Origin of the sequence: Spirillospora sp. CA-108201 (assembly GCF_050936235.1) — a bacterium.
Classification (GTDB): Bacteria; Actinomycetota; Actinomycetes; order Streptosporangiales; family Streptosporangiaceae; genus Spirillospora.
The window spans coordinates 5,268,224-5,294,006 of record NZ_JBNJNE010000001.1 but is presented as its reverse complement, the minus strand read 5'-3'; the positions used below and the strand labels follow the sequence as shown (position 1 = coordinate 5,294,006).

Genomic DNA, 25,783 nt, shown 5'->3' with positions numbered 1-25,783 from the left:
CTTCCTCCTCGGCCGAGGACGCGGGTCGGTCCCGCTCAGCGAACCCTAGAGGCATTCCTTTCAAATGAAAAGGTTCGATGCTCACAGATCTCAGAGGCGGGTGACGACGGCCAGATCCAGGCCGTCCGCCCTGGCCAGGTAGCCCCTCGGGCGCGGCGGGCCGAGCGGCGCGGCCGACCAGGCGCGCCGCGCGACGGGTCGGCGCCCGCCAGCAGCCGCGCCGAGGCGGCCCGCCCCCGCCGCGCCGTCAGCATGCCCGCGGCGGCCAGCGCCGCCAGCAGGTGGACGCCGTCGTAGCAGCCCTCCGCGTAGGCGTCGAGGACGGGGGCGACCTCGCCGAACACCGTCCGGTACCGCTCGGCCAGCGCGAGCTGCCGCTCGTCGCCCTGCCCGGCGAACGACCGCATCGCCGAGTACAGCTCCCCGGTGTCGTCCCCGCCGGCGGCGAGCAGGACGTTCTCCTCCAGCGCCCCCGACAGCCGGACCACCCCGGCGGACAGCCGGGAGGCGGCGAACACCCGGTTGAACACGGCGAGGTCCCGGCCGACGAGGCTGAGCAGGATCGCCTCCGCGCCCGCCCGCGCCAGCGCGTGCACGACCTCCTCCAAGCGCGGCTCCGCGTCGTCGCCGGCCGTCCACGGGAAGGGGACGAGCCGGTCCAGGACCACCTCGCCGCCCGCCTCCCGGACCAGCCGCGCCCCCGCGCGGTGCACCGCCCGGGGCCAGATGTAGTCGCTGCCCACCAGCGCCCAACGCCGCAGCCTCAGCCGCGCGCTCAACCAGTGGAGCGCGCGGCCGAGCTGCCGCTCCGGGGAGTCGCCGAGCAGCACCACGCCCTGGCGGCGCGGCCCGCCCTCGTGCGGCGGCGTGAACACGTACGGCGCCCGCCCGGCGAGCGCGGCCTCCAGGCCCCGGTGCACGTCGCTCGTGTGGAACCCGACGAACGCCTGGACGAGCCCGGCGTCGGCGAGGAACCGGGCCTCGCCCGCCACCGCGTCCGGCGCCCGTCCGGCGTCCACCGGCACCAGCTCGACGCCCCGTCCCGCCGCCCCGCCGGAGGCGTTGACCTCGGTCGCGGCCAGGCACGCGGCGCTCATCCCGGACGGCCCGGTCAGGCCGAGCGGGCCCGACAGCGGCAGCAGCAGCCCGAGCCGCAGCACCGCGGGGTCCGGCCCGGTGACCAGCAACTCCGTGCTGTCCCGCACCACCGCGCGCATGACCGCCGAACCCCTCATGACCAGGCCAAGTATGCTCTCCCCACGGGCGGCTGGCGAGGGAGGCACCGGGTGGTCGAGCGGCACGGCGCGGCGGCGCGCGCGGCGGAGACCGAACTCGTCGACCTCCTCACCCGCACCCAGCGGGCCCTGGCCCGCGACCTCGGCGCCCGCCTGGAGGAGGAGGGCGCGACGGTCGAGCAGTGGCGGGTGCTGCGCGCCCTCGCCGAGGCCGACGACGTCTCGATGGGCGAGCTGGCGCTCGTCGTCGAGATCCCGCACCCCACCCTGACCCGGCTCGTGGACGCCCTGGTCGACTCCGCCTGCCTCTACCGGTCCCACTCCAGCCGCGACCGCCGCCGGGTGTCGGTCCACGTCTCCGACCTGGGACGCGCCAAGCTGGAGCGGCTGGAGGCCCTGGCCCGCGCGCACGAGCAGGCGCTCGCCGAGCGGCACGGCGACACGATCCAGAACCTGTCCGCCCTGCTGGCCGACCTCTGGAAGGGCCTGCGCTGACCGGGCGCCTCCGGACGTGAGCCCGCCGGTGTGAACATGCCGGTGTGAACATGTCGGGGGGCGGCCGTAGGGTCGGGGCATGTCGCGGCGGCGTTTCGATCAGGCCATGCAGCTCATGCGGACGCGGGAGCCGCGGGTCCGGGAGGACGCGTTCGACTTCCTGCGCGAGCACGCCGACGCCTACGTCGGCGAGCTGATCGCCGAGTTCGCGGCGGAGCGGGACGACCCCGGCCTGCGCTGCTGGCTGCTCGAACTGATCGCCGAGGCCCGGTCGCCGGAGGCCCTGGAGGTGTTCCGCGGCCAGCTGGAGAGCCCGGACGACTCGCTGCGGTTCTGGGCGGTCCGCGGTCTGGAGATGCTCGACACCCGCGAGGCCGACGAGGTCCTCGACCGGGCGCAGGCCGGCGGCTGGATCTCCTAGCGCGCGGAGTCTTCTCACACGCGGAGTCCTCTCACACGTGGCCCACCGCCCTCGTGGTGATCGAGGAAATCCGGCGGGAGCGGCCGGACGTGCCGATCGTCCTCGGCGGGATCCACCCGACCATGTTCGACGAGCACGTTCTCGGCGCCTTCCCGGTGGACTACGTGATCCGCGGTGAGGCGGAAACGGCTTTTCCCGCGCTGTGCGAGGCCATTTCCCGGGGATCCGGCCTCGACGATGTCCCGAACCTCAGCCGCGGGAGGCGGACGGAACGGTCCGGCGGAACGCCCTCGCGCCCAAGATGGCGGCGGAGCGGCTGGCGGAGTTCCCCGTCCCCGACTACGCGGAGGTCCCGGCCGGCGTCTACAAGGGGCTGGCGATCGAGTCGTCGCGGGGCTGCGCCTTCGACTGCTCCTTCTGCAGCACCTCCTACCGCCGGACGTGGCGGGGCCTCCAGCCCGAGGCGTTCGTCGACCGCCTGGAGGCCGTGCTGCCGCACCTCGACCGCACGCTCTACCGGACCGTCCACATCATCGACGACGAGTTCTCGATGAACCCCCGCCGGGCCACCGCCGTCGCCGAGGCCATCGCCCGCCGCGGGCTGCGGCCCCTCCTGGTGTACGACTCGCGCGCGACCGACCTGCTGTACGAGCCGTACGTGCCCGCCATCGCGCCGTTCACCTGCCAGTTCCTGATCGGCGCCGAGTGCGGCTACGACGAGGGGCTCAAGCTCGTCGGCAAGGGCACGACCTGCGACATCCTCGAACGGGCCGCGCGCCGGCTCCAGGAGTTCGGCATCAGCGACCGGGCCGACTTCTCCTTCATCCTCGGCCTGCCCTGGGAGACCAGGGCCGAGGTCGAGAAGACCATCCGGTTCGCCGTCCGCCTGCACGCGCTGTACGGCGTCCGGATCCTGCTCCAGTGGTACTGCCAGATCCCCGGATCGAGGCTGTGGCAGGCCGACCGCGCCCGGGGCGTGGTGAACGAGACCATGTACGACGAGTTCGGCTTCTTCCGCGACCTCTACCTCTTCCGGTCCGGCGTCCGGCTCACTCCCGAGGAGATCTGGGAGATCGGCGACATGGTCGAGCAGCTCAAGGCCGTGGCCGCGATCCGCACCCCCGGCCGGCGCATGATCGAGTTCGCGTTCCCCCAGGCGATCCATGACTTCTACCCGCGGACTGTCCTGCGGCGGCCCGGCACCGGCCTGCGCGGCCTGCGCGAGGTCGCCCGGGCTCCCAAGCCGCTCCGCGCGTCCGACCTGCCGCCCGAGGCCGCGGCCCCGCCCGCCGGACGGGCCGGGCCCGTGAACGTCGGGATCCCGCAACGCCACTTCATCGGCGCGGACGACGACCCCGTGCCCGCCGGCTCCGACTGGGGGCCGGAGTCACTCATGCGCTAGTGAGAGCGGAGACGACCATGACGACCCCATTCCCGATCGGCGAGGGCATCGGCATCGACGCCGAGACCTTCGCGCGCGCCCTCGACGACCTGATCACCCGGCCCGAGATGCGGGACCGGCTCGAACGCGATCCGGCGGGCGCGCTCGCCGACCTCGGCGTGCGGATCTCCGACGCCGGGCGCGCCGAGATCGCGGGCCGCTACCACGTGGTCGCGCGGCTGCACTGGACGCCGCGGGCCTCGGTGCACGCGGCGGTCGACCTGGAGGGGCTGCGGCCGTGCGTCGTCAAGTGCGTCGACCGCCGGAGCGAGGGCGCGGCGGAACGGCTGGCGCACGAGGCGGCGATGCTCCGCGGGCTGCGCGGGTCGGGGGTCTGCCCGGAGCTGTACGAGGTGCTGGTCGACGGCCCCGGCGGCGCCCTCGTGATGGAGGACGCCGGCGGACGCAACATGGAGGATCTGCTCGCCCGGCGGATGCGGCTGGGCCTGCTGTACGGCGACAAGGAGATCCGGTCCGTCGCGCGGCGGCTGCTGGCCCTCCTGGAGCGCCTCCACCGCGACGGGATCGTCTACCGGGACCTGAAGCCGTCGAACGTGATGACCGACGGGAGCGGGCGCCTCCGGCTCGTCGACTTCGAACTCGCCCACGACGTGCGCGACCCGGAGCCGCCGCCGGCCGGGACGCGCGGCTACATGTGCCCGCGCAGAGCGGCCGAGGGCGGCGCTCCGGAGCCGTCGGACGACGTCTACTCGCTCGGCGCGTTCCTGTACTACGCGGCCACCGGCGCCAACCCGAGCCACGCCCCCGAGCCGTACGACCTCGCAGGGCGGCCCGTCAGGCTGCTCAATCCCCAGGTCTCGGAACCGCTGGAGTCGCTGATCCTGCGCTGCCTGCGCGCGGACCCGGGCGCACGGCCGTCGCCGGCGGAGGTCGGACGCCTCCTGCGCCGCGCCCCGGCCCGCGTCCGGACGCCCGCCCCCGAACCTCGCGACGCCCCCGAACCTTGCGACGGCGCGCTCGCAACCGCGCACGCCCTGGCGGACGCGCTGTGCGAGGACGCGCTTCCCGCGGGCGCCGGCCTCGCCTGGACCAGCACGCACCCGTCGGCGCTGGGGCTGCCGCACCGCTTCCTGCACATCGGCGCGGTGGGATGCGTCCTCGCCCTCGTGGAGGCGGTCCGCCAGTTCGGCGCGCGGCGGCATCGCGACGTCCTGTCCGGAGCAGCCGAATGGCTCCGCTCCTCCGACCCCTTCCCGGGCGCCGTCGTGCCCGGCCTCTACGTCGGAGAGGCCGGCGTGGGCGCCGCGCTGCTCAGGGCGGGCCAGGTACTGGACGACGCCGCGCTGGTCGAGGACGCGGCCCGGATCAGCGACGCGGTCGCCGGGACGGCCACCGGATCACCCGACCTGATGAACGGGCGGGCGGGCATGCTCCGCTTCCACCTCCTCGTCCACCAGGAGACCGGCGACAGGCGCCACCTGGCCCATGCGGAGGCGGCCGGCGGCGCCCTGCTGTCGTCCGCGGAGTCGCCCGCGCCCGGTACGGCGTGCTGGCGGATACCGGAGGGCTTCGGGGAACTCGGCGGAAAGGCCCACTGCGGATACGCGCACGGCGCCGCGGGAATCGCCGACGGCCTCCTGGACCTCTTCCTCGCCACGGGCGACGAGAGGTACGCCCGGACGGCGTCCGCGGCGGCGCGCTGGCTGATGAGGCGGGCCCGCCCGGCCCTGCCGGACGGCGAGGGCCGCGAATGGCCGGGCGCCGCCGAGGGCTCGGCGGGCGTCTGGTGCCACGGAGCGGCGGGCGTCGGCCGGTTCCTGCTCAACCTGAACCGCGCCTGCCGCATGGACGACCTCTGGTGGCCGCGGGCCGCCGCGTCGATGGTGGCGCGCGGCGCCCGCTGGCTCGGGCCGTCCTACTGCCACGGCCTCGCCGGGAGCGTCGACTTCCTGCTCGACATGTACCAGCACACGCGCGACCGCGAGTACCACCGCCAGGCGGCGGAGGCGATGCGGCTGCTGGGGGCCTTCAGGACCGGCACCGGGGACGGCCGCGTCCGCTGGCGGAGCGACACCACCGGATGCGTCACCCCCGACTACATGGTCGGCTACGGCGGCGTCCTGGTCACGACCCTGCGCTACGCCTCCGCGGACACCGCCCCCGGCCAGCTGACGCTGGACGGCTTCCGGCGCGAGGCTCCGGCGGCCGGCCCCGCGCCCCTGAAGGCGCGGGGCCGGCCAGCCCGGGTCCCCGCGCCCGGCCCCGGCGGCGCGGGTCACCGCGAACGGGACTCGATGGCCTCGATGATCCGCGGGCGCATCTCCGCGGCGCTGATGACGGCGTCGACGGAGCCGACCTCGACCGCGCGGCGGATGTCGTGCACGCGGTCGAACTCCGCCGCCACCTCGCCGAGCTTCTCCGTGCGGACCGACGCGCGCAGCTCGTCCAGCTCCGCCGTCAGCGCGGCGCGGCCGGGGCCGGAGGACGCCGCGACCTGGGCCTCCAGGTCCCGCACCCGCGGGTCGGCGGCGGTCCGGGCGCTGACGTCGGCGGCGAACACCACCGCGGCGGCCGGGGCGCCGCCGAGCACCGACGCGAACGAGCCCTCCAGCGCGAGCACGGTCATGTTCGGGTTCAGCGTCTTGGAGAACACCACGAACGCGCCGCCGTGGTACCGGGAGATCACGCAGAACACGATGGGGCCGCGGAAGTTCACGACCGCGCGGCCGATCTCGGCGCCGTACTCCAGCTGGAGCTGCCGCATCGACTCCGGCGAGCCGTCGAAGCCCGACAGGTTCGCCAGCACCACCAGCGGCCGGTTGCCGCTGGCCGCGTTGATCGCCCGCGCGGCCTTCTTCGACGACTTCGGGAACAGCGTGCCCGCGGTGTAGGCGTCCGGGCCGTCGGTGGGCGGGAAACCGCGCCGCGGCACCGACTGCGACTCGATGCCGAGCAGGCACACCGGCATGCCGCCGAGGTGCACGTCCTGCACCACCGCGGTCTCGGCGTCGGCCATGCCCGCCCAGCGCTCCAGCACCGGGTGGTCCTGGTCGGACAGCGCCCGCATCACGGTCCGGATGTCGAACGGCTTCTTGCGGTCCGGGTTGGCCGAGGCGGAGAAGACCTCGCCGACCGTGGTGAACTCGCTGCCCTCCAGGACGTGCGGGAACGTGGAGACGTCGCGGTCGAGGGGGTCGGTCGTGCCGGCGCGGCGCGGCCCCTGCTCCCCGGGCGCCACGTAGGTGTGGTCGTAGTGCGACATCAGGACGTCCCGCGCCGCGATGAGGTTCGGCGCCCAGTACTGCGCCTGCCCGTTCGGGCCCATCACCCGGTCGTAGCCGCCGATGCCGAAGTTGTCCTCGGCCGAGACGCCGCCGGAGAAGTCGAGCGCCTGCTTGCCGGTGAGCACCATCGCCGAGTCCGGCGTCATGACCAGGACGCCCTTGGTGTGCATGAGCATCGTCGCCTCGGCGTTCCAGTACGGCTGGGCGCCGACGTTGATGCCCGCGACGACGACGTTGATCTCGCCGCCGTCCTGGGTGAACTCGACGATCCGCTTCAGCGCCGCCGCCACCCAGTCCATGTTCTCCGTGCCCGACTCCATGGAGATCCGGGCGCCCGAGGACAGCGCGTACCACTCCAGCGGCACCCGCATCCGCTCGGCCAGGTCCAGCGCGGCGATCACGCGGCGGCACTCGGGCTCCGACAGCGCGCCGAGCGACTTGGTGGGGTCGCCGAGCAGCACGACCCGGGTGACGCCCTGCGGGTGGCGCCGGGTCCGCTTGGTGACGACGCCCGCGACGATCGCCGCGGTGTTGCGGCCCTTCGGCCGGTCCACCGGCACCAGGGCGTGGTCGTCGTCGAGGTCGTGCTCCACGAAGTCGCCGAGCAGGCCCGTCAGCTCGTACGGGTACACGGTGCCCCGGCTGCTCGCCCGCAGCACCTTCTGCCGGTAGCCGTCGAGCGGCTCGACCGGCTCGTCCGTCGGCGCGCCGACGGTCAGCCGGGTGCCGCCCGCGGCGTCGAAGGAGATCCGGACCGCGATCTTGACCGGCTCGCCCGTCCGCGGGTCGCGCTGCCGCGCGATGAGCAGGACCTCCTCCAGCCCGGCGCCCGTGGCCGTCGGCAGCATGCGGCCCGCGAGCCGCTGCAGCTCGGCGCGGGTGAGGTCGCTCGTCGGCCAGACGTAGATCACGATGCGGTTGGTGGGGAAGCGCTTCTTGGACGGCCGCCGCGCCTGCGCCCGGCGGATCGAGTCCAGGCAGGTGGCGAGGGTGTACTCGGCCGTCGGCAGCGAGCGCAGCCGGCCGTCGCCGTCGCGCAGCGCGGTGAGGTCGCGCACCTGCGCGAACGCCACGAGCCGGTCGTCGGACGGGTTGTCGCGCGCCACGCACTGGAAGAGGTAGACCTCCTCGTCCGAGGACGGCAGCCGGGTCAGGTCGAACTTGTGCAGCCGCTCCATCTGCATGCGCTGCGCGATGAACGGGTGCAGGCCGCGGATCAGCCGCTCCTCGGCCATGCCCCCTGTGGGGGGACGACCCCCCACACCCCCCGGATCGCTCCGCTCATCCGTCCCGCCGCCCTCCGCCGGGCGGAACGTGAAGTGGTGGTGCATCACCGCGCCGCTGCTGCCCGCGACGGTCGCGGTGAGCCTGCGGACCTGCGGCGGCAGCGGGTGCGCGTTGACGACCTCCTGCAGCGCGGCGGCCATCGCGTCGAAGCCCTCCGGCTGCCGCTCCCAGGAAAGGTAGATGTCGGCGTCGACGGCCTCGTCGCCGCCGGCGAGCTCCGCGAGCCCGCGCAGCGCGGCGCCGAGCGCGTCGAAGCTCACCGCGGAGGAGACCAGGCGCGAGCCCGCGTGGTCGGCGACCGCGAACGAGCAGCCGCCCGCCTCCCGGGTGCGGACGCCGGTGAGGCCCTTGTTGCCGTAGTACCGCCGGGTGAGCACCTCCAGCAGCACGGCGTTGTCGCCGTTGCCGCGCACGAGCCGCTGGCCGAGCAGCCGCACCAGCGGCTCGGTGCTGCGCACCATCTCGGCGATGAGCTCGCCGCGCTCCGGCGCGTCCGGGTGCGCGTCCAGGTGCCGCAGGTTGCGGCGGACGCGGGCGTAGACGGCGGCGCGGTTGCGGCGCAGCAGCGGCTGGGCGAACCAGGCGAACACCACGCCGCACGCGAGGTCGTAGACCACGGGGAACCGGACCTGCGTCGCGGCCACCAGCCGCTCCAGCGCGAGGCCGGCGGACTCGCGCAGCGCCTCGTCCGGCGGCGGCTCGCCCAGCCACTCGCGCAGCAGCGTCGCGACGACCGAGGCGTCCGCGGACGCCCGCTGCTGGGCCAGGAAGATCCGGAACACCGCCGCCTCGAGCTCGGGGGAGCGCTCCAGGTCGGTGACGCCGTAGTGGCCGAGCGCCTTGGCGAGCTTGGCCTGGAACGCCTGGGGCAGCCCGGCCCGCTCGACGTCGAGGCTCTGCAGGTAGGTGTGGAAGTACTCGCGGGCGCTGTGCACGTGGCCGCCGTCGGTGCCGTCGCCGCCCGCCGGCCGGTTGCGGCTCAGCTCGGCGAGGTCGGCGAACACGTCGACGAGCCCGAGCTCCTCGGCCGCCGGCCGGTGCCCGTCCGCGGCGGCGGCGCGGCGCGCGGCGAGGTAGTCGTCCAAGGCCCGGCGCTCGTCGTGCGGGTCGACGTCGAAGCCGAGCAGCAGGCTGCGCAGGTCCTCCCGGCCGCGCGCGGCGCGCTCCCGAGCCGGGACGGCCCCGGGTGCGGCGGGCAGGTCCAGCTCGACGGACCCGGCGTCCGCGACGTCCGCCACCTCGGCCTCGTCGGCGAGCGGCTCCAGCCGCAGCAGCGGCGCCCCCGTCTCGACCTGGCTGCCGACGGAGACGACGCACTCCTTCAGCCGCGCCCTGAACGGCGCCCGCAGCACCGTCTCCATCTTCATGCTCTCCAGGACCAGCACCGGAGCGCCCGCCTCGACCTCGGCGCCGACCTCCAGCGGCGCGGCGACGACCAGCGCGGGCGCGGGCGAGCGGACGACGCCGCCCTCGTCGCGGCTGACCCGGTGCGCCACGCCGTCCACCTCGACGAAGTGGACCGGTCCGTGGGTGCCGGTGAGGAGCCGGTACCGGGCGCCGTTGACGGTGATCTGGCCGAGGTGCCGGTCGAAGCGTTCGAGCTCGACGTCGGCGGTGCGGACCTCGCCGCCCGCCTCGACGGCGACGCGGAACCGGTCCGCGCCGACCCGGGCCACCCGCACCCGGTAGCCCGCGCCGCGCAGCTTGAGGTCCAGGGGCCGGCCGCTCTCGTGCCGGGCCTGGGGGCGGCCGCCGGACGCCGTCGACAGCAGCCTCCGCCGTTCGGCGCCCTCCGCCTCCTCGTAGGCCTCGATGGCGGCGGCCGCGAGCGCGACGGCGGAGTGCCGGTGGGTGACGAGCCCGCCCTCGCCGCGGACCCGGTCGATCCAGCCGGTGTCGGCGCTCGCGTCGATCACCTCGGGCCGGTCGAGCAGGTCGAGCACGAAGCTCTTGTTCGTCGCGCCGCCCTCGATGATCACGGTGGTCTGGGTCATCGCGCGGCGCAGCCGGCCGAGCGCCTCGTCCCGGTCCCGGCCGTAGGCGATGATCTTGGCGATCATCGAGTCGAAGTCGGCGGGGATCGTGTCGCCCTCGCTCACGCCGGTGTCCACCCGGATGCCCGGCCCGGCGGGCAGGTCCAGCCGGGCGATGCGCCCCGGCGAGGGGGCGAAGTCGCGGTCGGGGTCCTCGGCGTTCAGCCGGGCCTCGATCGCGTGCCCGCGCTCCGCCGGCGCCGCGCCTTCGAGCCTGCCGCCGGACGCGACGTGCAGCTGCGCCTTGACCAGGTCGAACCCGGTGGTGGACTCGGTGATCGGGTGCTCCACCTGGAGGCGGGTGTTGACCTCCAGGAACGCGAACATGCGGTCGCCGGGGTGGTAGAGGAACTCGACGGTCGCCGCGCCGCGGTACCCGACCGCGACGGCGAGCCGCTCGGCCGACGCCTTCAGCTCGGCGGTCTGCCCGGCGCCGAGCACCGGCGAGGCCGACTCCTCGATGACCTTCTGGTTGCGGCGCTGCACCGAGCAGTCGCGCACGCCGAGCGCCCACGCGCTCTCCCCGTCGGCGATCACCTGGACCTCGACGTGCCGGGCGCCGGTGACCAGGCGCTCCAGGAACACGACGCCGCTGCCGAAGGCCCGCGCCGCCTCCTGGCTGGTGCGCTCGTAGGCGTCCGCCAGCTCGGCCTCGCTGGTGATCACGCGGATGCCGCGCCCGCCGCCGCCCGCGGTCGCCTTCAGCATCAGCGGGTAGCCGATCCGCGCCGCCGCCGCTACCGCCTCGTCCAGGGTCTCGACCGCGCCGCGGCTCCACGGCGCGACCGGCACGCCGACCTCCTCGGCGATCAGTTTCGCGCCGATCTTGTCGCCGAGCCGGCGCATCGCCTCGGCGCTCGGCCCGACGAAGGCCACCCCGATCCGGTCGCACAGCTCCGCGAACGCCGGGTCCTCCGCGACGAAGCCCCAGCCGACCCACGCGGCGTCGGCGCCGGTCTCCACCAGCGCGCGCTCCAGCAGCTCCAGGTTCAGGTAGGGCCGGGCGGACGCGGGCCCGAGGTCGTAGGCCAGGTCCGCCTCGCGGACGAAGGTCGCCGTCCGGTCGACATCGGTGTACAGGGCGACGGTCTCGATCCGCGTCCCGCTCTCCGCGGCGATGTCCCGTACAGCGTGGATGAGCCGCATGGCGGCCTCACCCCGGTTCACGATGGCGACACGACTGAACACCCGACCGAGCCCCTCTCCAGACGATGTGCGGCGCCGCGCACGGCGCACCCGGACACACTCACCTTTCCGCCCAGAGGGCGACGGCGCCATGCCGCCGACAACGCACGCTGCGCCGCTGTAGTTGTAGGAAACCTGCAAAACCGGTCCCCTGGGACTGGACACGCGAGGGCATCAGGACACGGAAGCCGGCTCCGGGTCCCTTCGGGGCCCGGTGCGGGCCGGACGGCTGCCGAAGCCGGACAGGATCGATTCCAGCAGCGGCAGCGCGCGCCCCGCCCGCTTCGCACGGATGACGACGTCCCACGCGGGCTCGAACTTCTTCCAGCCCCCGGCGTAGGCGACGTGCCGGGCCTTGCCGCGCGCCGTCGGCTTGGTGGAGGCGCCGCGCACGATCGAACCCCAGCGGTAGAAGTCCCGGTAGGCGCGCCAGTAGCCGTCCTCAAGCTGCTGGGCCGTCATCTTGGCGGGCTTGAAGACGACCGTGCGGGTGTCGTACCGGTCCCAGTCGGAGTGCAGGAGCCGGTCGGCCTTGGCCATGCGGTCGTAGAGGCGCGTGCCGGGGTAGGGGGTCAGGATGTGGAAGGTCGCCGTCTCGATCCCCTGGGCGACGGCCCACTCGACGGTCCGGTCGAACACCGAAGGGTCGTCCTCGTCCATCCCGAACACGAAGCTGCCGTTCACCATCACGCCGTTGTCGCGCAGCCGGCGGACCACCGCGCCGTAGTCGCGGTCGATGTTCTGCCATTTGCGCTGCTCGGTGAGGTTTCCGGCGTTGACGGTCTCGAAGCCGACGAACAGGCTCCGCAGCCCGGACTCGACGGCCTTCTCCAGGAGCCCGGGGTTCAGCACCGCCTTCACCGTCCCGGCGGCCTGCCAGAGCCGCCCCATCCCGCGCATCCCGTCGAACAGCGCGGACGCGAACCGGGCGTTGCCGAACAGGTGGTCGTCCAGGAAGTACAGGTGCCGCCCCGGCAGCCGGTCGATCTCGGCGAGCGCCGCGTCGACCGTCTGGGTGTAGAACGACTTGCCGCCCTCGAAGAACGCCTCCTTGTAGCAGAAGTCGCACACGTGCGGGCAGCCGCGCGACACCACGATCGAGTTCGGGACGAGGTAGCGCTCGCGGGCGATCAGGTCGCGGCGGATCGGCGGCAGCGCGGCGAGCGTCCGCTCGAGGGAGTCGTAGCGGGCCGCAGGGCGCCCGGCGCGCAGGTCGGCGAGGAAGCGGGGCCAGGTGTCCTCGCCGGGCCCGCAGAAGATCGTGTCGGCGTGCCGGGCCGCCTCGTCCGGGAGCGAGGTGACGTGCAGCCCGCCCAGGCAGACGTGGACGCCCCGGGCGCGGTACAGGTCGGCCAGCTCGTAGGCCCGCCGCGCGGAGGTGATGTAGACCTGGATCACCACGAGGTCGGGCTCGTCGGAGGTGTCGACCTTCTGGACGTGCTCGTCGGTCACCGTCACCTCGTCGTCCGGGTCGAGGTACCCGGCGAGCGTGGCCAGCCCGAGCGGCGGGAACAGCGAGTACTTGATCGGACGGAAGAACGGCGAGGTCGCCTCGGTCAGGGCCGGGAGGATCATCTTCACGCGCATGTCTCATTGAACGCCGCCCGGCCGCGCCGGTGGCGTCGGACGTGTGCCGATCGTGTGGAGATCCCGCGGGGGGCGGAGCCCCGGGGCCAGGGCCAGGGTGACGGCCACCGACGCGGCGGCCGTGATCGCCATGGCGGCGGCGGGCGACGTCAGCTGGGCGGCGCCGCCCGCAAGGGCCGCGCCTACGCCCTGCATGGCGAGCATCCCGGACGAGTGCAGCCCGAGGGCGTGCCCGTGCAGGGAGACCGGGGTCAGCGCCATGAGGCGCTCCTGCAGCAGCAGCGTCGCCGCGTAGCCGACGGAGGCCAGCAGGACCGCCGCCGCGCCGAGCGGGAGCGGCGGGTCGACGGCGAACAGCAGGTAGGGGGCGGCCAGCAGCAGCCGCAGGGGCGGGCCGAGGCGTTCGCGCAGGCGCCGCGGGACGAACCGGCCCGTCACGGTGTCGCCCACCAGCATGCCGGCGGCCGCCGCGGCGAGCAGCAGCCCCGCGTGGTGCGGGGAGTAGGAGACGAAGAGGGCCTCGCAGCCGACGATCAGGCCGTTCGGCACCCACATCGCGAGGTAGGCGTGGCGGCGCGGAGCCGAGGAGAGCAGCCGCACGTCGGTGCGCCAGGTCTCTCCCAGGCTCGGGGGCCCGGCGGCGCGGGGCGGGCGGCGGCTCAGGCCGGCGACCGCCGCCACGGCGGTGAGCAGGTGGAGCACGGCGCCGGCGAGCAGGGCGCCCCGGGGCGAGAGCGCGACGACGAGGACCCCGCCGGCCGCGAAGCCGCAGATCTGCGTCGTCCCCACCGCCATGTTCAGGACGGAGCGCCCGAGGAGGCGGCCCTCCTCGGGCAGGATCTCGCTCAGCAGGCCGTAGCGGACGCCGCTGCTCAACGAGGCGACCAGCCCGAGCCCCAGCACGACGGCGACCAGCGCCGCCGGAGGAAGGCCGGGGACCGCCAGGACGGCCGTCCCCGCGCCGAAGAGCAGCGCCGTCCAGGCGAGCGCGGCCCTCGGCGGCAGGCGGTCGGCGGCCGACAGCAGCGTCAGCGCGCCGGCCACCTGGGCGAACGAGCCGCCGAACATGCTCAGCGCCGACAGCAGCGGCGAGTGCGTCGCGTCGTACACCAGCGTGCCGAGCGCCAGGCCGCCGACCGTCTGGGCGGACGCCTGCGCCGTGGACGACGCGAAGAGCGGCGTGTACTCCGGGGCGCGGAACAGATCCCGATACGTGCGCATGATCGACAGGTTCGGGCCCGCCGCAGGGCGGTCGGTAATGTTTCGCAAGGAGGCGAAACATGGGCTTATGGCTGATCAATGCGGACACGCTCGCGAGCGGGCGGTTCGTCGTCTCGGCCCTCGCCGAGACCACCGCCTGCGTGAAGCTCCTGGAGAAGGACGCCGCCGCGCACCCGGGGGAGCGGGCCTGGCTCGACCTCCACCTGCCCGCCTACCGCCGGATGCTCCGGCGCGACCCGGTCACCGCCGCGCTGCTGGAGGCCGCGCTCGGCGCCCGGACCCTGTGGAACGCCGACTTCCTGACGCCGCCGCACCCGGGCGCGGGGTCGCCGCCGTTCCACGAGGAGCTCGACGCCGTCCGCCGGACCCCGGCCGCGCGGGCGCACGCCGACCTGGAGGTCTCGTCCGGCGGCCCGCTGCCCGCCGGACTGCGCCGCACCGACGCGCCCGAGCGGATCGCCGGCCTGCTGGAGTGGGTGTGGACGAACACCGTCGAGCCGGACTGGGAGCGCCGCCGCCGCGTCATCGAGGCCGACGCCGTCGCGCGCGCCGGACAGCTGAGCCGCGGCGGGTGGGCCGCCGCGCTCGACGACATGCGCCCCGGGATGCGCTGGCTCGGCGACGGCCGCCTCCAGATCAACGTCCGCGCCTACCCGCCGCGGGACATCTCCGGCGCCCGGCTGCTGTTCGTCCCGGTCACGCCCCGGACGGGCTGGGTGGCCTGGCAGGAGCCGGCCCCCGACCGGTACGCGATCGTCCACCCCTGCTCGGCCCCCCCGGCGGGCGCCGGCGAGGCGGCCGCCCCCGCCGCGCTCGAACGCCTCCTCGGCCCGGGACGCGCCCGCGTCCTCGTCCTGCTCGCCACGCCGCTGAGCACCACGCAGCTCGCGGCACTGACCGGCCAGGGTCTCGGCTCGGTCGGCCGCCATCTCCGGATCCTCTTCGACGCCCGCCTCATCGACCGCCGCCGCGCCGGACGCTCCGTCCTCTACTACCGGACGACCACCGGCGAAGCACTGGTCGACGGCACCCGCACTGTGTTTCCACAGGCCCGGCCCTCTTCGCTCGCCTGGCGGCTGTGTTACAGAGTCCCGGCCCTCTTCGCTCGCCTTGCGGCTCGCTACGTGACCGGGCCTGGGGCGAACGCGGCATCGCTTCGCGATCTGCCCGGTTCCGCTCGCCTCCGGCTTCGCTGCACCGGGCAGGTCACGCGTTCGCGCGCGTGGTGAGGCCACTTTAAGACAGGCACTAAGGCACCCCCGCAGTATTATTGGGGGAGCTCCTGATCCTCGTCGCCCTTGGCGGCCCCGGCGGATTCGCCGGTGAGGTGGTGCAGCGTCCCGGTGATGTCCAGGAGCCGGTCGAGCTGCGCGCTCCGGCCGGTCAGCGCGAGGCGGGCGCCGGCCGCGGACGTCCGGCGGCGGACCATCAGCAGCGCGGCCAGCCCGGCCGAGTCGCACATGCCCATCCCGCCGCAGGCGAGCTCCAGCTCGCGCACGTCGGGGTTGTCCTCCATCTGCGTCCGGACGGTGGCCACCAGCATGTCGGCGGTGGAGAAGTCCAGATCACCCGCAATCTCGATCCGCAGCGCACGCGCCCCAGAAAGGGACGCGACCATGCGCAACGGAGTATCGGGAACAAAGGCGGTCATGCAGTTCTTTCTTCGGCGGCGTCCAGCAGGGGGTGGCGGAGGGTGTCGCGGGCGTGGGAGAGCAGGTCGGCGGCGCGCGGGTAGTCGACGAGCTGGTCGGCCAGCAGCTCCAGGCCCGGCAGGAGGCTCCGGGCGGGCACGCCGCGCGCGGTGAGGATGCCCGCCGTCCAGCCGATGAAGCCGGTGAACAGGTCGGGGTCGTCCACGTAGAGGGCGGTGCCGAGGAAGTCGACGATGTGGGCGATGTCCTCGGCGGTGTGGCGGCGCTGCTGCTCGGTGTAGTCCGCCATCGCGGGGAACCGGGACGGCAGTTCGGCCATCGCGTGCCGCACGAGGCGGCGCGCGGACCGGCTGATCTGCGTGTACTCCTGGTCGGCCAGGTGCGGCAGATCGTCGATGACCTGGTGGACGGGCGGCGGCTTGCGCAGCGGCCCCCGCGCCAGCCGGTCGGCGGCGGAGCTGGCGTCGGGGGCCCAGCCGTCGGCGCCGAGCAGGGCGGCGTACCGGCCGTCCGGCCCGTACGCGGCGCCGCCCACCAGGACGGGGGTACCGGTCGCCTGGCACGCGGTGATGGCGGCGTGCGCCGAGGGGAGCCGGGTGGCGATCGAGGACGACAGCGCCACCACGGCCGGGTTCGTCCGGTGCACGTGGCCGATCAGATGCGGGGTCGGCACCTGGGCGCCGAGGTAGTCGACCTGCCAGCCGCGCAGCCGCAGCACCTCGGCCAGGATCCGGGCGGGCAGCGCGTGCCACTCCCCGTCGATGCACGCGACCGCCACCCGGCCGCGCGGCCGCTCGGCCTGCCGCCGCAGGGACGCGCGGACGGCCGGATGGTGCGCCAGCGCCGCGATCGCCCGTTCGTTGATCGCCGTCGCGGTGTGCTCCTGCGCGACCGTGAGCCGGTTCGCCGCCCACTCCCGGCCCACCCGGGCCTGGGACGGGGCGATGATCTCCAGCAGGACGGTCTCGGCGTCCGCCCCCCGGTCGATCGCGGCCGTGACGGCGTCGGCGGCGGCGTACTCGTCGCCGGCGATGACGGCGTCCCAGAGACCGTCCGCCCATGTGCCCGGCCCGTGGTGCTCCGCGGTCCGGGTCACGCGGTGAACCTCCCCGGTCCCTGCCCCCCTACGGCGCTCAGGTGGAAGCGCCGGGGAGCGGTGATGGCGACCACGGCCATGTCGTCGTGCCTGCCGGTGCCCACCCATTCGGAGGCGAGCATGTGGACCCGTTCGACGAGGGCCTCCGGGGGCATGCCGCCGCAGCGGGCGAGTTCGTCCCTCAGCCGCTCGTCGCCGAACATCTCGTCGCCGAGCGGGCCGCCGAACGCCTCGGTGATGCCGTCGGTGTAGAGCAGGCACGTGTCGCCCGGCTCCAGCAGCACGGTCGCGGTCGTCGAGGTGATCTTGTCCAGCACTCCGATCAGCGACCCTCCCGTCTCGGCGGTCTCGACCTCGCCGCCTCCCCGCACGATGAGGGGACGGGTGTGGCCCGCGCTCGTCAGGCGCAGCCGCACCTGGCTGCCCTCCCGCCGGATCGAGGCCAGCACGAGGGTCACGAAGCGGGTGGACTCGCTGCTGAGCAGCGTGCCGTTCAGCAGCTCCAGCACGCGCTTGTGGTCCTCGGCCAGCGGAAGCAGGGCCTGCAGCGTGTTGCGGATCTTGCCGGTGAGCACGGCGGCCTCCAGGCCCTTGCCGCACACGTCGCCCAGCACGACCAGCGACTCCTGCTCCTCGCCGGAGCCCGCGGCCGCCGGGTGCAGATCGTAGAAGTCGCCTCCGACGCGCTCCCCGGCGCCCGACGGCCGGTAGCGGGCCGCGAGCTCCACCCCGTCCAGCTCCCGGGTGCGCGGCGGCAGCAGCTCGCGCATCAGCGTCTCGGTGATGGACGCCTGCTCGGCGTACACGCGGGCGGCCGACATCGCCGCGCCGGCCCGCGCCGCGAACAGGCGCGCGATCATCTCCTCGCCTTCGGAGAACGCGCGCCGCCCGCCGCGCCGGAGCAGCACCAGCGCGCCCGCGGGCACGCCGTGCCCCGGCAGCGCGGTCACCACCATCGCGGCGAGGTCGCCCAGGTCCGCGCGGAGGATCCAGGGGGGCGCGGCCGTCGGGTCGAGCCAGCGCGACGGCACCGGCGGGAACCCCTGCATCGCCTCGGCGAGCCCCGGGACCTCCGCGGGGTCCACGACGAGCTCCTGGTGGTCCACCAGGCCGTCCGGGCCGCAGTAGGAGACGGGGAAGGCCCGTCCGGATCCGGGCGCGATCACCAGGGCGGCGTCCGCGAGGTAGCGCGCCGCGAGCCGGACGGTCACCTCCATGCACCGTTCCAGGTTCAGCGACGCCAGCAGCTGGCTGGACGCCTCCGCCAGGAAGGCCGTGCGTTCGCGCTCGTCGGCGAGCTCGCGCTCCAGCCGCCGGTGCTCGGTGACGTCGAACAGCCACCAGACCGTCCCCGGCGTGGGATCCGGCGGGGTGTGGGGCTCGTCGGGCACGCCGTGGGCCTCGTAGGCCCGCTCGCCGATCGGGCCGTGCGCGACCGGCCGCGACGTACCGGGGTGCGTCAGGTCGGCGTCGGTCACCTCGGCGAGGGGGTCGCCGGCCAGCGCGTGGTGCGCCTCGGCAAGCCAGGCGGGCGCCGCGTCGTCCATCAGCGCGCCGGGCGCCATGCCGAGCAGCAGGCGCGCCGCGTCGTTGAGCCGCGTGACGGTACCGCTCGGATTCACGGCGAGCGCGGGATAGGGACCGGGCCCCAGCGCCGGGTCGAGAACATGCCGAGTGACGTCCATACCTTGGGTCAGTTCCATCACGTCGCAGCCTGCGGCGGGACCACTTCCTTCCTCAGCTGAGCCGCCAAACGAGGATCTTGTCCTCGCCACCACCCTAACCGCAACAAGACAGTTGCCGAAAGGCAAAGATTCCGCCCGATCTCGTCCGCGGGCCTCCACCGGCCGGTGAGTGCCCAGGCCAGGAGGGTGATCGCCGCCTCATGACCGGCGGCCCGTGAATGCCTCCGGCGTTCCGGGGTGGCCTCGCCCCAACGGGAGGTCGAGTCTGGTGATGGACGCGGCACAAGACGGGAATCTTACGTCGCTTCGGCTGTGGCACGATCCTCACGACAGACTCCGAATACGCGTCGAGAACCGCGACACGTGCCTTCTCGTCCATGTCGAAGGTGAAATCGATTTCCTCACGGCCGACGCCTTTCGGGAGTATGTGCTTTCTCACTCGCCGGCGGCATGGCGGATCATTCTGGACCTCCAGGAGGTCGGGTTCTGCGACTCCTCCGGCCTGGGGGCCCTGGCCGGCCTCTGGAAGACGGTCACGGCCCGGCGGGGCCGCCTGGTCCTCAGCCGGCCGAGCCCGGTGTGCCGCCGGATCCTGCGACGCACGGGCCTCGACGCGCACATCATGATCAGCCCCACGCTCCGGAACGCCGCAGCGAAGGGCGCCGGGCGCGGCGGTCCGGAGCCGGGCAGATCGCGAAGCGATGCCGCGTTCGCCCAGTTCCGGTCACGTAGCGAGCCGCCAGGCGAGCGAAGCGGGCCGGGACTTCGAAACGGCAGGGCCCCGGGTGCCCGGGGCCCCTGCCGTGAGGCGGGTTCACTTGGGCGGCATCAGCACGCTGTCGATGATGTAGACGGTCGCGTTGGCGGTCTGGACGTTGCCGCAGACGACGTTCGCGCCGTCGCCGACCGTGTAGGAGTCGCCCGAGCCGCTGCTCTTGAGCGTGGCGCCGTTCAGCGTCTTGAAGTCGCCCGCCCCCAGCCCGCTCGGCGAGACCCGCCGGCCGACCACGTGGTAGGTGAGGATGCTCGTCAGCGTCTTCTTGTCGGACATGGCCTTGTCGAGCGTCGCCTTCGGGATCTTCTTGAACGCGTCGTCGGTGGGCGCGAACACGGTGATGTTCTTCGACGAGTTGAGCGTGTCGACCAGGCCGGCCTTCTTCACGGCGCCGACCAGCGTGGACAGCACCGGGTTGTTGGACGCGGCGGTCGCGACGGGGTCGGCGGACATGCCCTGGAAGCTGCCCTTGCCGGACGCCGGGACGGCCGAGCAGGCGGGCCCGAACGGCACGCCCGCCCCCGGCACGCCGCTCGGCGAGGCGGCCGGCGCGGACGACCCGGCCGGGGAGGCGGCGGCGTCGCTCTTGTCGTCGCCGCCGGAGCAGGCCGCCGCGCCGGTGGCGAGGGCGGTCGCCGCGAGGAAGCCGGCGAGCATGCGGTTGCGGTTCATGGTGAACTCCTTCGTCGGATGTCGGAGACTTCTGGCGGATCGGATGCGGACGGTTCAGGTCACGGTGACCACCACCGAATGCCATCCCGTGGCGCCCTCCGGGAGCCCGGCGCGGCGTCCCGCTCGGCGACCCACTGCCGCCACGTGTCCGGGCCGGGGACGGGTGCGAGCCGCGCCGTCCTCCAGGGGCCGTCGTCGACCTGCCACTCGACGGCGTCGACGCCGCGGTGCTGGGCCCACGCGGTGCCCGCGACGGCGACGCGTCCCGCCTTCACCGCGGCGAGCGGCTTCGGCACGTCGATGCGGGAGAACGTCTTGACGGGGGCGTTCTCGGCATAGCCGCGCTCCGTCCAGTACGCGCGGTCGGTCGCGAAGCGCGCGACCTTGAGGTCGACGACCCACTTGGCGGCCGAGACGTAGCCGAACAGTCCGGGGACGACCATGCGCGCCGGGAATCCGTGGGCGATCGGCAGCGGCTCGCCGTTCATGGCGACGGCGAGCATAGCGTCCCGGCCGTCGAGGACCGGCTCGATCGGGGTGGACAGCGTCATCCCGTCGGCCGAGCGGGACAGGATCTGGTCGGCGCCGGAGCGGATCACCGCCCTGCGCAGCAGCGGCGCCAGCGGCGCGCCCGGCCGGCGGGCGTTGCCCGCGAGTTCGCCGCCGACCTGGTTGGACACGCACGACGACAGGGTGATGTCGCGTTCGATCAGGGCCTCGCGCAGCAGGTCGCCGAACGACATCTCGACCGGGCGGCCGACCATGCCGTGGATGCGCAGCGTCCAGTCGCGCGGATCGACCTGGGGCAGGGTGAGCGCGGTGTCGACGCGGTAGAAGTCCCGGTTGGACGTGCGGAACGGTGTCGTCCCCGGCGTCCGCACCTGCGCGCCCCGGGGCACCGGCCGCGCCGATCACTCCGGCCCCGGTCAGCAGCGCGCGCCGCCGATCCACCTCCGTCCCGGGGCCGGTGTCCCTGGGCAGGGCGGCGCGCACCAGCGCGGCCATGCCCGCCAGCGCCCCGACGATGGGCGGCGCCGCGTCGGCGGGTCCGGAGACCGGCCGGGTCAGCGCGGCGACCGCCCCGACCGTCCCGAACGCGCCGAGCCCGGCCAGGCCCCACGCGAGCCGGCGCCGGCTCAGCAGCCCGACGAGCAGGGCCGCGACGATGATCCCGGCGCCGTGGCGGCCTCGGGTTTCGGCCCCCCGGGGCGGACTGGTACCGCAACGTCATGGCGGACCCGGACGTCACCCTCCAGATCGGCGGGCGGCGCGTCCTCGCGACCGCGGCTCCGATCCCGACCGAGGAGGGCGGCGAGATCATGGCCCGCTACGCCCCGCGCCACCCGACCGCCGCGCGCCGGCTGTGCGGGCTCATGGGCTTCGCCGTCGACGGCGGCGTCGAGGACTACCGCCAGGTCGGCCGCCACATCCCCTTCGTGCGCTTCGCCCCGCGTCCCCCGTCCCGGACGACCTGACCCGGCCGCGCGCCGAGGGTCAGGCGTCCGGGGTGACCAGGCCGGTCTGGTAGGCGACGACGACCAGTTGGGCGCGGTCGCGCGCGCCGAGCTTGGCCATCGTGCGGCTGACGTGGGTGCGGGCGGTGGCCGGGCTGATGAACAGTTCGGCGCCGATCTCCTGGTTGCTCAGCCCCCGCCCGATCAGGGCCAGCACCTCCCGCTCGCGGCCGGTGAGCGGCGCCAGCCGGTCCCGCGCGTTCGCCGACGCCGTGTGCCACGCGGCGAACCTGCCGATGAGGCGCCTGGTGATGCGGGGCGCGAGCAGGGCCTCTCCTGCGGCGACCACGCGGATGGCGTGCAGGAGCTCGGCCGGTCCGGCGTCCTTGAGGAGGAAGCCGCTGGCGCCCGACTGCAGCGCCTCGAAGACGTAGGCGTCGGTGTCGTAGGTGGTGAGGATGAGGATCCGGACGTCCTCCAGCCCGCGCGTCGCGGTGATCTGCGCGGTGGCCTGGATGCCGTCCAGCCTCGGCATGCGGATGTCCATGAGGACGACGTCGGGACGGGCGGCGCGGGCCAGCTCGACGGCCTGGGCGCCGTCGGTCGCCTCCCCGACCACGGCGAAGTCGTCCTCGACGTCGATGAGCAGCTTGAACCCGGACCGCACGAGCCCCTCGTCGTCGGCGAGCAGGACCCGGATCGGCGCCGCGGACGGCCCGGTCACGGCGCCGCCTCCCGCCGCGGCCCGGTCGGTGCGAGGGGGAGCCGCGCCGTCACCTCGAACCCCCCGCCCGGAGCGGGCTCGGCGGCGAACTCGCCGCCGAGCAGCCGGCAGCGTTCGCGCATGCCCGGGATGCCGTGGCCGGAACCCTCCGGTGCGGCCGCGCCCTCGCCTCCGGTGCGGCGACCCTCGTCGGTCACGCGGATCTCCAGGGTGTCGGCCCCCGGCACGAGCGCGACCGTCACGCGGGTGGGGCCGGCGTGCCGGATCACGTTGGTGATCGACTCCTGGAGGATCCGGTAGGCGGCGCCGCCGACCGCGCTCGGCAGCGGCGTCGCGGGCGGGGACGCCTCCAGCGTGACGTCGAGCCCCGCCTCGCGCGCCTCGGCGGTGAGCTCGTCGATCTGGTCCAGGCCGGGGTGCGGCGCGCGGCCGTCGCCGTCGTCGCGCAGGACGCCGAGGACGGCCCGCATCTCCCGCAGCGCCCGGGAGCTCGTCTGCTCGATGGTCCGCAGCGCCTCGCGCGCCTGCTCCGGACGCTTGTCGAGCACGTGCGCGGTGACCCCGGACTGCACGTTGATGATCGCCACCGCGTGGGCGACGGTGTCGTGGACCTCGCGGGCGATCCGGAGGCGCTCGGCGTCCACGCGCGCCCGCGCCTCCTCCTCGCGGGTCCGCTCGGCCAGTTCCGCGCGCCGCACGGCCTCGGCCGCGATCACCCGGCGGGACCGGACGGACTCGCCGAGCGCCGCGCTCATGACCGACGCGCCGATGCGGAAGAACACCCAGCCGATGGCCGCGCGCGGTTCGACGTCGGCCGCCGCGTACAGCCATGCCGCGGCCAGCACGGCGATCCCCGAACCGGCGATCACCAGTGACCGGCGCCCGTCCCCGTACGCCGCGAGGGTGTAGAGGGAGACGAAGAGCGCGAGCCAGCCGGGCCCGTCCGGGAAGTCGAGGCCGTAGTACGCCAGGCTGGCGAGCGCGGCGACGGCGAGCACCGGCACCGGCCACCGGCGGCGGACGGCCACGGCCAGGCCGCTCACGACCAGCAGCGCGTATCCGAGGTTTCCCAGGTCGGCGAGCGGACGCGTCGCCCCTTCGGCGGCGACGCGGGCGATCGTCCCCTGGACCTGCATCACGGTGACGAAGAGCGCGAGCAGCGCGTCGTGCGTCACCGCTCGTGGGGAGAACGTCCCGATACGGCGTTCCATGCCGGGATCCTACTGTCGGGGTGCGCGAACGCTCCTGCGCTCAGGCGCGCGACCTGCTCCTCCGCCGGGCGGAGCGGGTCCGGCGCGGCGTACGCCCGGACGCGTAGGCGCCGCCGTCCGCCGGCAGACGCGGCGGCCGCCCCGGCGGCGCGACGATCGGCGCCATGAGCGATCACTCTGGACCTCCTCGACCGGACGGCGCACTCGCGGCGCTGGCCCGCCTCTGCCACCGGCGCCGCCGCCTGGTCCTCCTGGCCTGGCTCGTCGGCGTGGTCGCCGTGGCGTTCGCCGGCTTCGGCTTCGGCGCCCCGTCCGACAACGACTTCTCCGGCGGGGACTCCGGGTCCGCCAGGGCGCAGAAGCTGATCGAGGAGCACTTCCCCGAGCGGCGGGGCGACACCCTGACCCTCGCGATCAAGGCGGCGAGGGGGATCGACGACCCCGCCGCCCGGCGGCGGATCGAGAAGGTCGTCGCCGAGTTGGACGCCTCGCCCGTGACCGGGCCGGTGACCTCGCCCTACCAGGACGTGAGCCTGGTGACGCGCGACCGCCGCATCGCCCGGACGACCATCCCGCTGACCGACGCGGCGGCGACGAAGTCCGACGTCATGCCCCTGGTGACCGCGGTCAAGGACGCCTCCGGCGGCGACGGCGTGACGCTGGGGCTGGGCGGCGAGCGGGCGGAGAAGGCCGAGACGCCGAAGCAGGGCCCGGCCGAGGGCGTGGGCCTCCTGGCCGCGGCGGTGATCCTGTTCATCTCCTTCGGGTCGCTGGTCGCGATGGGCCTGCCGATCGTGACGGCGCTGACGGCGATCCTCGGCGGCATCGCCCTGATGAAGCTGGTGGGGCATCTCGTCCCGGCGCCGGACTTCACGGTGCTCGTCGCCGCGCTGGTCGGGCTCGGCATCGGCATCGACTACGCGCTGTTCATCGTGACCCGCTACCGGGAGGCCCTGCGGGACGGCGGCGAGCCCGAGGACGCCACCGCCGAGGCCATCGCCACCGCCGGACGCGCCGTGCTGTTCGCCGGCACGACCGTGGTGATCGCGCTGCTCGGCCTGGTCGTCATGGGGCAGCGGCTGATGACCGGCGTGGCCGTCGCCGCGTCGGTGACGGTGCTGGTCACGATGATCGCCGCGGTGACCCTGCTGCCGGCGCTCCTGGGCTTCACCGGCCGCCGGATCGACTCGCTGCGGCTGCCGCGCCGCGCGTCCCGCCCGCGTTCCGCAGAGCGCCGCGCCCCCGCCGAGCGCTGGGCGGGGGTGGTGCAGAGAAGGCCGCTGGTCGCCGCCGTCCTGGCCGGGACGGGCCTGCTCGTGCTCGCCGCCCCCGTGCTGTCGATGCGGCTGAGCCTGCCCGACGCCAGCGTCCAGCCGCACGACCGGAGCAGCCACACCTCCTACACGATCCTCTCCGAGGGCTTCGGTCCCGGATACGGCGCGCCCCTGATCTTCGCCGTGCGGACCGGGTCCGCGGACGCCGACCTGCGCCCCGTCGCCGCCGCGGTCGGCCGGACGGCGGGCATCGCCTCCGTCACACCGCCCCGGAGCAGCGAGGACGGGCGAGCGGCCGTCTTCATGGCCTACCCCCGCAGCGGGTTCCAGGACGAGGCCACCGCCGATCTGGTGCACCGGCTGCGCGACGACGTCCTGCCCGGGGCGCCGGGCGGCGGCGGGGTCCGGGTGGGCGGCCCGAACGCGGCCGCGATCGACATCGCCGAGGAGGTCGGCTCCCGCCTGCCCCTGATGGTCGGGGTCGTCGTCGCCCTGTCCCTCGTGCTCCTGGTCGCGCTGGTCCGGTCGGTCACGATCGCCTTGCAGGCCGCGGTGATGAACCTGCTGTCGATCGGCGCCGCCTACGGCGTGCTGGTCGCGGTCGTCCAGTGGGGGTGGCTCGGCGGGGCGCTCGGGTTCCCCACGACCATGCCGATCACGACCTGGGTCCCGATGATGATGTTCCCGCTCCTGTTCGGCCTGTCCATGGACTACGAGGTCTTCCTGGTCTCGCGGATCCGGGAGGAGTACGAGCGCACCGGCGACACCCGGACGGCCGTCACCCGCGGGCTGGCGGGCACCGCCAGGGTCATCACCGCCGCGGCCGCCATCATGATCGCCGTGTTCTCGACGTCCCTGCTCGGCCCCGACGTGTCGGTCAAGCAGATCGGCCTCGGCATGGCCGTCGCCGTGCTCGTCGACGCCACCGTCGTCCGGATGGTCCTCGTCCCCGCGGTGATGGAGCTGTGCGGCCGGGCCAACTGGTGGACGCCCTGGCGCCGCGGGCCCGCCCACGCTGGAGAGACCCGGCTCCAGGAGGCCGGTTCGGGGGAGGCGTCCGGCACAATGTGGGCGGGACGGAGGTGACCGC

Annotated in this window: 17 protein-coding genes and 3 pseudogenes; 9 read left to right on the top strand and 11 right to left on the bottom strand. The window is 74.6% G+C overall.

What is annotated here, in order from left to right:
- Positions 1-35: 35 nt before the first annotated feature.
- On the bottom strand, positions 36-1,235 hold the full coding sequence (locus ACQEU6_RS25415; RefSeq protein ID WP_499335530.1) for an ABC transporter substrate-binding protein: 1,200 nt from the start codon (positions 1,233-1,235) through the stop codon (positions 36-38).
- A gap of 51 nt (positions 1,236-1,286) precedes the next feature.
- Here ACQEU6_RS25415 and ACQEU6_RS25410 point away from each other — a divergent pair, with 51 nt between their 5' ends.
- From ACQEU6_RS25410 to ACQEU6_RS25390, 5 genes and pseudogenes are all read left to right on the top strand, one after another.
- On the top strand, positions 1,287-1,730 hold the full coding sequence (locus ACQEU6_RS25410; RefSeq protein WP_499335529.1) for a MarR family winged helix-turn-helix transcriptional regulator: 444 nt from the start codon (positions 1,287-1,289) through the stop codon (positions 1,728-1,730).
- Positions 1,731-1,809: 79 nt separating this feature from the next.
- A complete protein-coding gene (locus ACQEU6_RS25405) occupies positions 1,810-2,151 on the top strand; it encodes a HEAT repeat domain-containing protein (protein ID WP_499335528.1) in 342 nt (113 codons plus the stop codon).
- Positions 2,064-2,342: pseudogene (locus tag ACQEU6_RS25400) on the top strand (cobalamin-dependent protein); the annotation flags it as partial. The gene ACQEU6_RS25405 and the pseudogene ACQEU6_RS25400, both read left to right, overlap by 88 nt.
- Positions 2,343-2,452: 110 nt before the next feature.
- Positions 2,453-3,553 carry a B12-binding domain-containing radical SAM protein gene (locus ACQEU6_RS25395; RefSeq protein WP_499335527.1) on the top strand — a complete coding sequence of 367 codons (1,101 nt, stop codon included), beginning with the start codon at positions 2,453-2,455 and terminating at the stop codon, positions 3,551-3,553.
- Between the two features lie 17 nt (positions 3,554-3,570).
- A pseudogene (locus ACQEU6_RS25390) lies at positions 3,571-5,697 on the top strand (protein kinase domain-containing protein); the annotation flags it as partial.
- A gap of 131 nt (positions 5,698-5,828) precedes the next feature.
- Here ACQEU6_RS25390 and ACQEU6_RS25385 read toward each other — a convergent pair.
- From ACQEU6_RS25385 to ACQEU6_RS25375, 3 genes are all read right to left on the bottom strand, one after another.
- The gene (locus ACQEU6_RS25385) at positions 5,829-11,345 is read right to left on the bottom strand and encodes an ATP-binding protein (protein WP_499335526.1); all 5,517 of its coding nucleotides are present in this window, start codon (positions 11,343-11,345) and stop codon (positions 5,829-5,831) included.
- 171 nt (positions 11,346-11,516) lie between these two features.
- A complete protein-coding gene (locus ACQEU6_RS25380; RefSeq protein ID WP_499335525.1) occupies positions 11,517-12,929 on the bottom strand; it encodes a B12-binding domain-containing radical SAM protein in 1,413 nt (470 codons plus the stop codon).
- Between the two features lie 3 nt (positions 12,930-12,932).
- Positions 12,933-14,150 (bottom strand): MFS transporter, encoded by a 1,218-nt coding sequence (locus ACQEU6_RS25375; protein WP_499335524.1) that lies wholly within the window; start codon positions 14,148-14,150, stop codon positions 12,933-12,935.
- Positions 14,151-14,209: 59 nt separating this feature from the next.
- On the opposite strand from ACQEU6_RS25375, the gene ACQEU6_RS25370 reads away from it, so the two are divergent.
- Complete coding sequence (locus ACQEU6_RS25370; protein WP_499335523.1) at positions 14,210-15,379, top strand: ArsR/SmtB family transcription factor; 1,170 nt, start codon at positions 14,210-14,212, stop codon at positions 15,377-15,379.
- A gap of 38 nt (positions 15,380-15,417) precedes the next feature.
- Here ACQEU6_RS25370 and ACQEU6_RS25365 read toward each other — a convergent pair whose 3' ends face one another.
- The 3 genes from ACQEU6_RS25365 to ACQEU6_RS25355 are packed head-to-tail and all read right to left on the bottom strand — an operon-like array spanning position 15,418 to position 18,601.
- On the bottom strand, positions 15,418-15,768 hold the full coding sequence (locus ACQEU6_RS25365) for an STAS domain-containing protein (protein WP_499335522.1): 351 nt from the start codon (positions 15,766-15,768) through the stop codon (positions 15,418-15,420).
- A gap of 29 nt (positions 15,769-15,797) precedes the next feature.
- Positions 15,798-16,898 carry a cobalamin B12-binding domain-containing protein gene (locus ACQEU6_RS25360; protein ID WP_499335521.1) on the bottom strand — a complete coding sequence of 367 codons (1,101 nt, stop codon included), beginning with the start codon at positions 16,896-16,898 and terminating at the stop codon, positions 15,798-15,800.
- Positions 16,895-18,601, bottom strand: coding sequence for a SpoIIE family protein phosphatase (locus ACQEU6_RS25355; RefSeq protein WP_499335520.1), 1,707 nt, complete (start codon positions 18,599-18,601; stop codon positions 16,895-16,897). Before ACQEU6_RS25355 ends, ACQEU6_RS25360 begins: the two co-directional genes overlap by 4 nt.
- A gap of 253 nt (positions 18,602-18,854) precedes the next feature.
- On the opposite strand from ACQEU6_RS25355, the pseudogene ACQEU6_RS25350 reads away from it, so the two are divergent.
- A pseudogene (locus tag ACQEU6_RS25350) lies at positions 18,855-19,220 on the top strand (STAS domain-containing protein); the annotation flags it as partial.
- Positions 19,221-19,397: 177 nt separating this feature from the next.
- On the opposite strand, the gene ACQEU6_RS25345 reads toward ACQEU6_RS25350, so the two are convergent.
- Both ACQEU6_RS25345 and ACQEU6_RS25340 read right to left on the bottom strand, forming a co-directional pair.
- Positions 19,398-20,030: a fasciclin domain-containing protein gene (locus ACQEU6_RS25345; RefSeq protein ID WP_499335519.1), complete on the bottom strand. Its 633-nt coding sequence runs from the start codon at positions 20,028-20,030 to the stop codon at positions 19,398-19,400.
- Between the two features lie 59 nt (positions 20,031-20,089).
- Positions 20,090-20,929 carry a molybdopterin-dependent oxidoreductase gene (locus tag ACQEU6_RS25340; protein WP_499335518.1) on the bottom strand — a complete coding sequence of 280 codons (840 nt, stop codon included), beginning with the start codon at positions 20,927-20,929 and terminating at the stop codon, positions 20,090-20,092.
- 330 nt (positions 20,930-21,259) lie between these two features.
- On the opposite strand from ACQEU6_RS25340, the gene ACQEU6_RS25335 reads away from it, so the two are divergent.
- Positions 21,260-21,505 (top strand): hypothetical protein, encoded by a 246-nt coding sequence (locus ACQEU6_RS25335; RefSeq protein WP_499335517.1) that lies wholly within the window; start codon positions 21,260-21,262, stop codon positions 21,503-21,505.
- A 19-nt stretch (positions 21,506-21,524) separates the two neighbouring features.
- On the opposite strand, the gene ACQEU6_RS25330 is transcribed toward ACQEU6_RS25335, so the two are convergent.
- Positions 21,525-22,208 (bottom strand): response regulator, encoded by a 684-nt coding sequence (locus ACQEU6_RS25330; protein ID WP_499335516.1) that lies wholly within the window; start codon positions 22,206-22,208, stop codon positions 21,525-21,527.
- Positions 22,205-23,419, bottom strand: a complete 1,215-nt coding sequence (locus tag ACQEU6_RS25325; RefSeq protein ID WP_499335515.1) for a sensor histidine kinase — start codon at positions 23,417-23,419, stop codon at positions 22,205-22,207. The genes ACQEU6_RS25330 and ACQEU6_RS25325 overlap by 4 nt, the downstream gene beginning before the upstream one ends.
- A gap of 164 nt (positions 23,420-23,583) precedes the next feature.
- Between ACQEU6_RS25325 and ACQEU6_RS25320 the strand changes: the two genes are divergently transcribed.
- Complete coding sequence (locus ACQEU6_RS25320; protein WP_499335514.1) at positions 23,584-25,779, top strand: MMPL family transporter; 2,196 nt, start codon at positions 23,584-23,586, stop codon at positions 25,777-25,779.
- Positions 25,780-25,783: the final 4 nt, after the last annotated feature.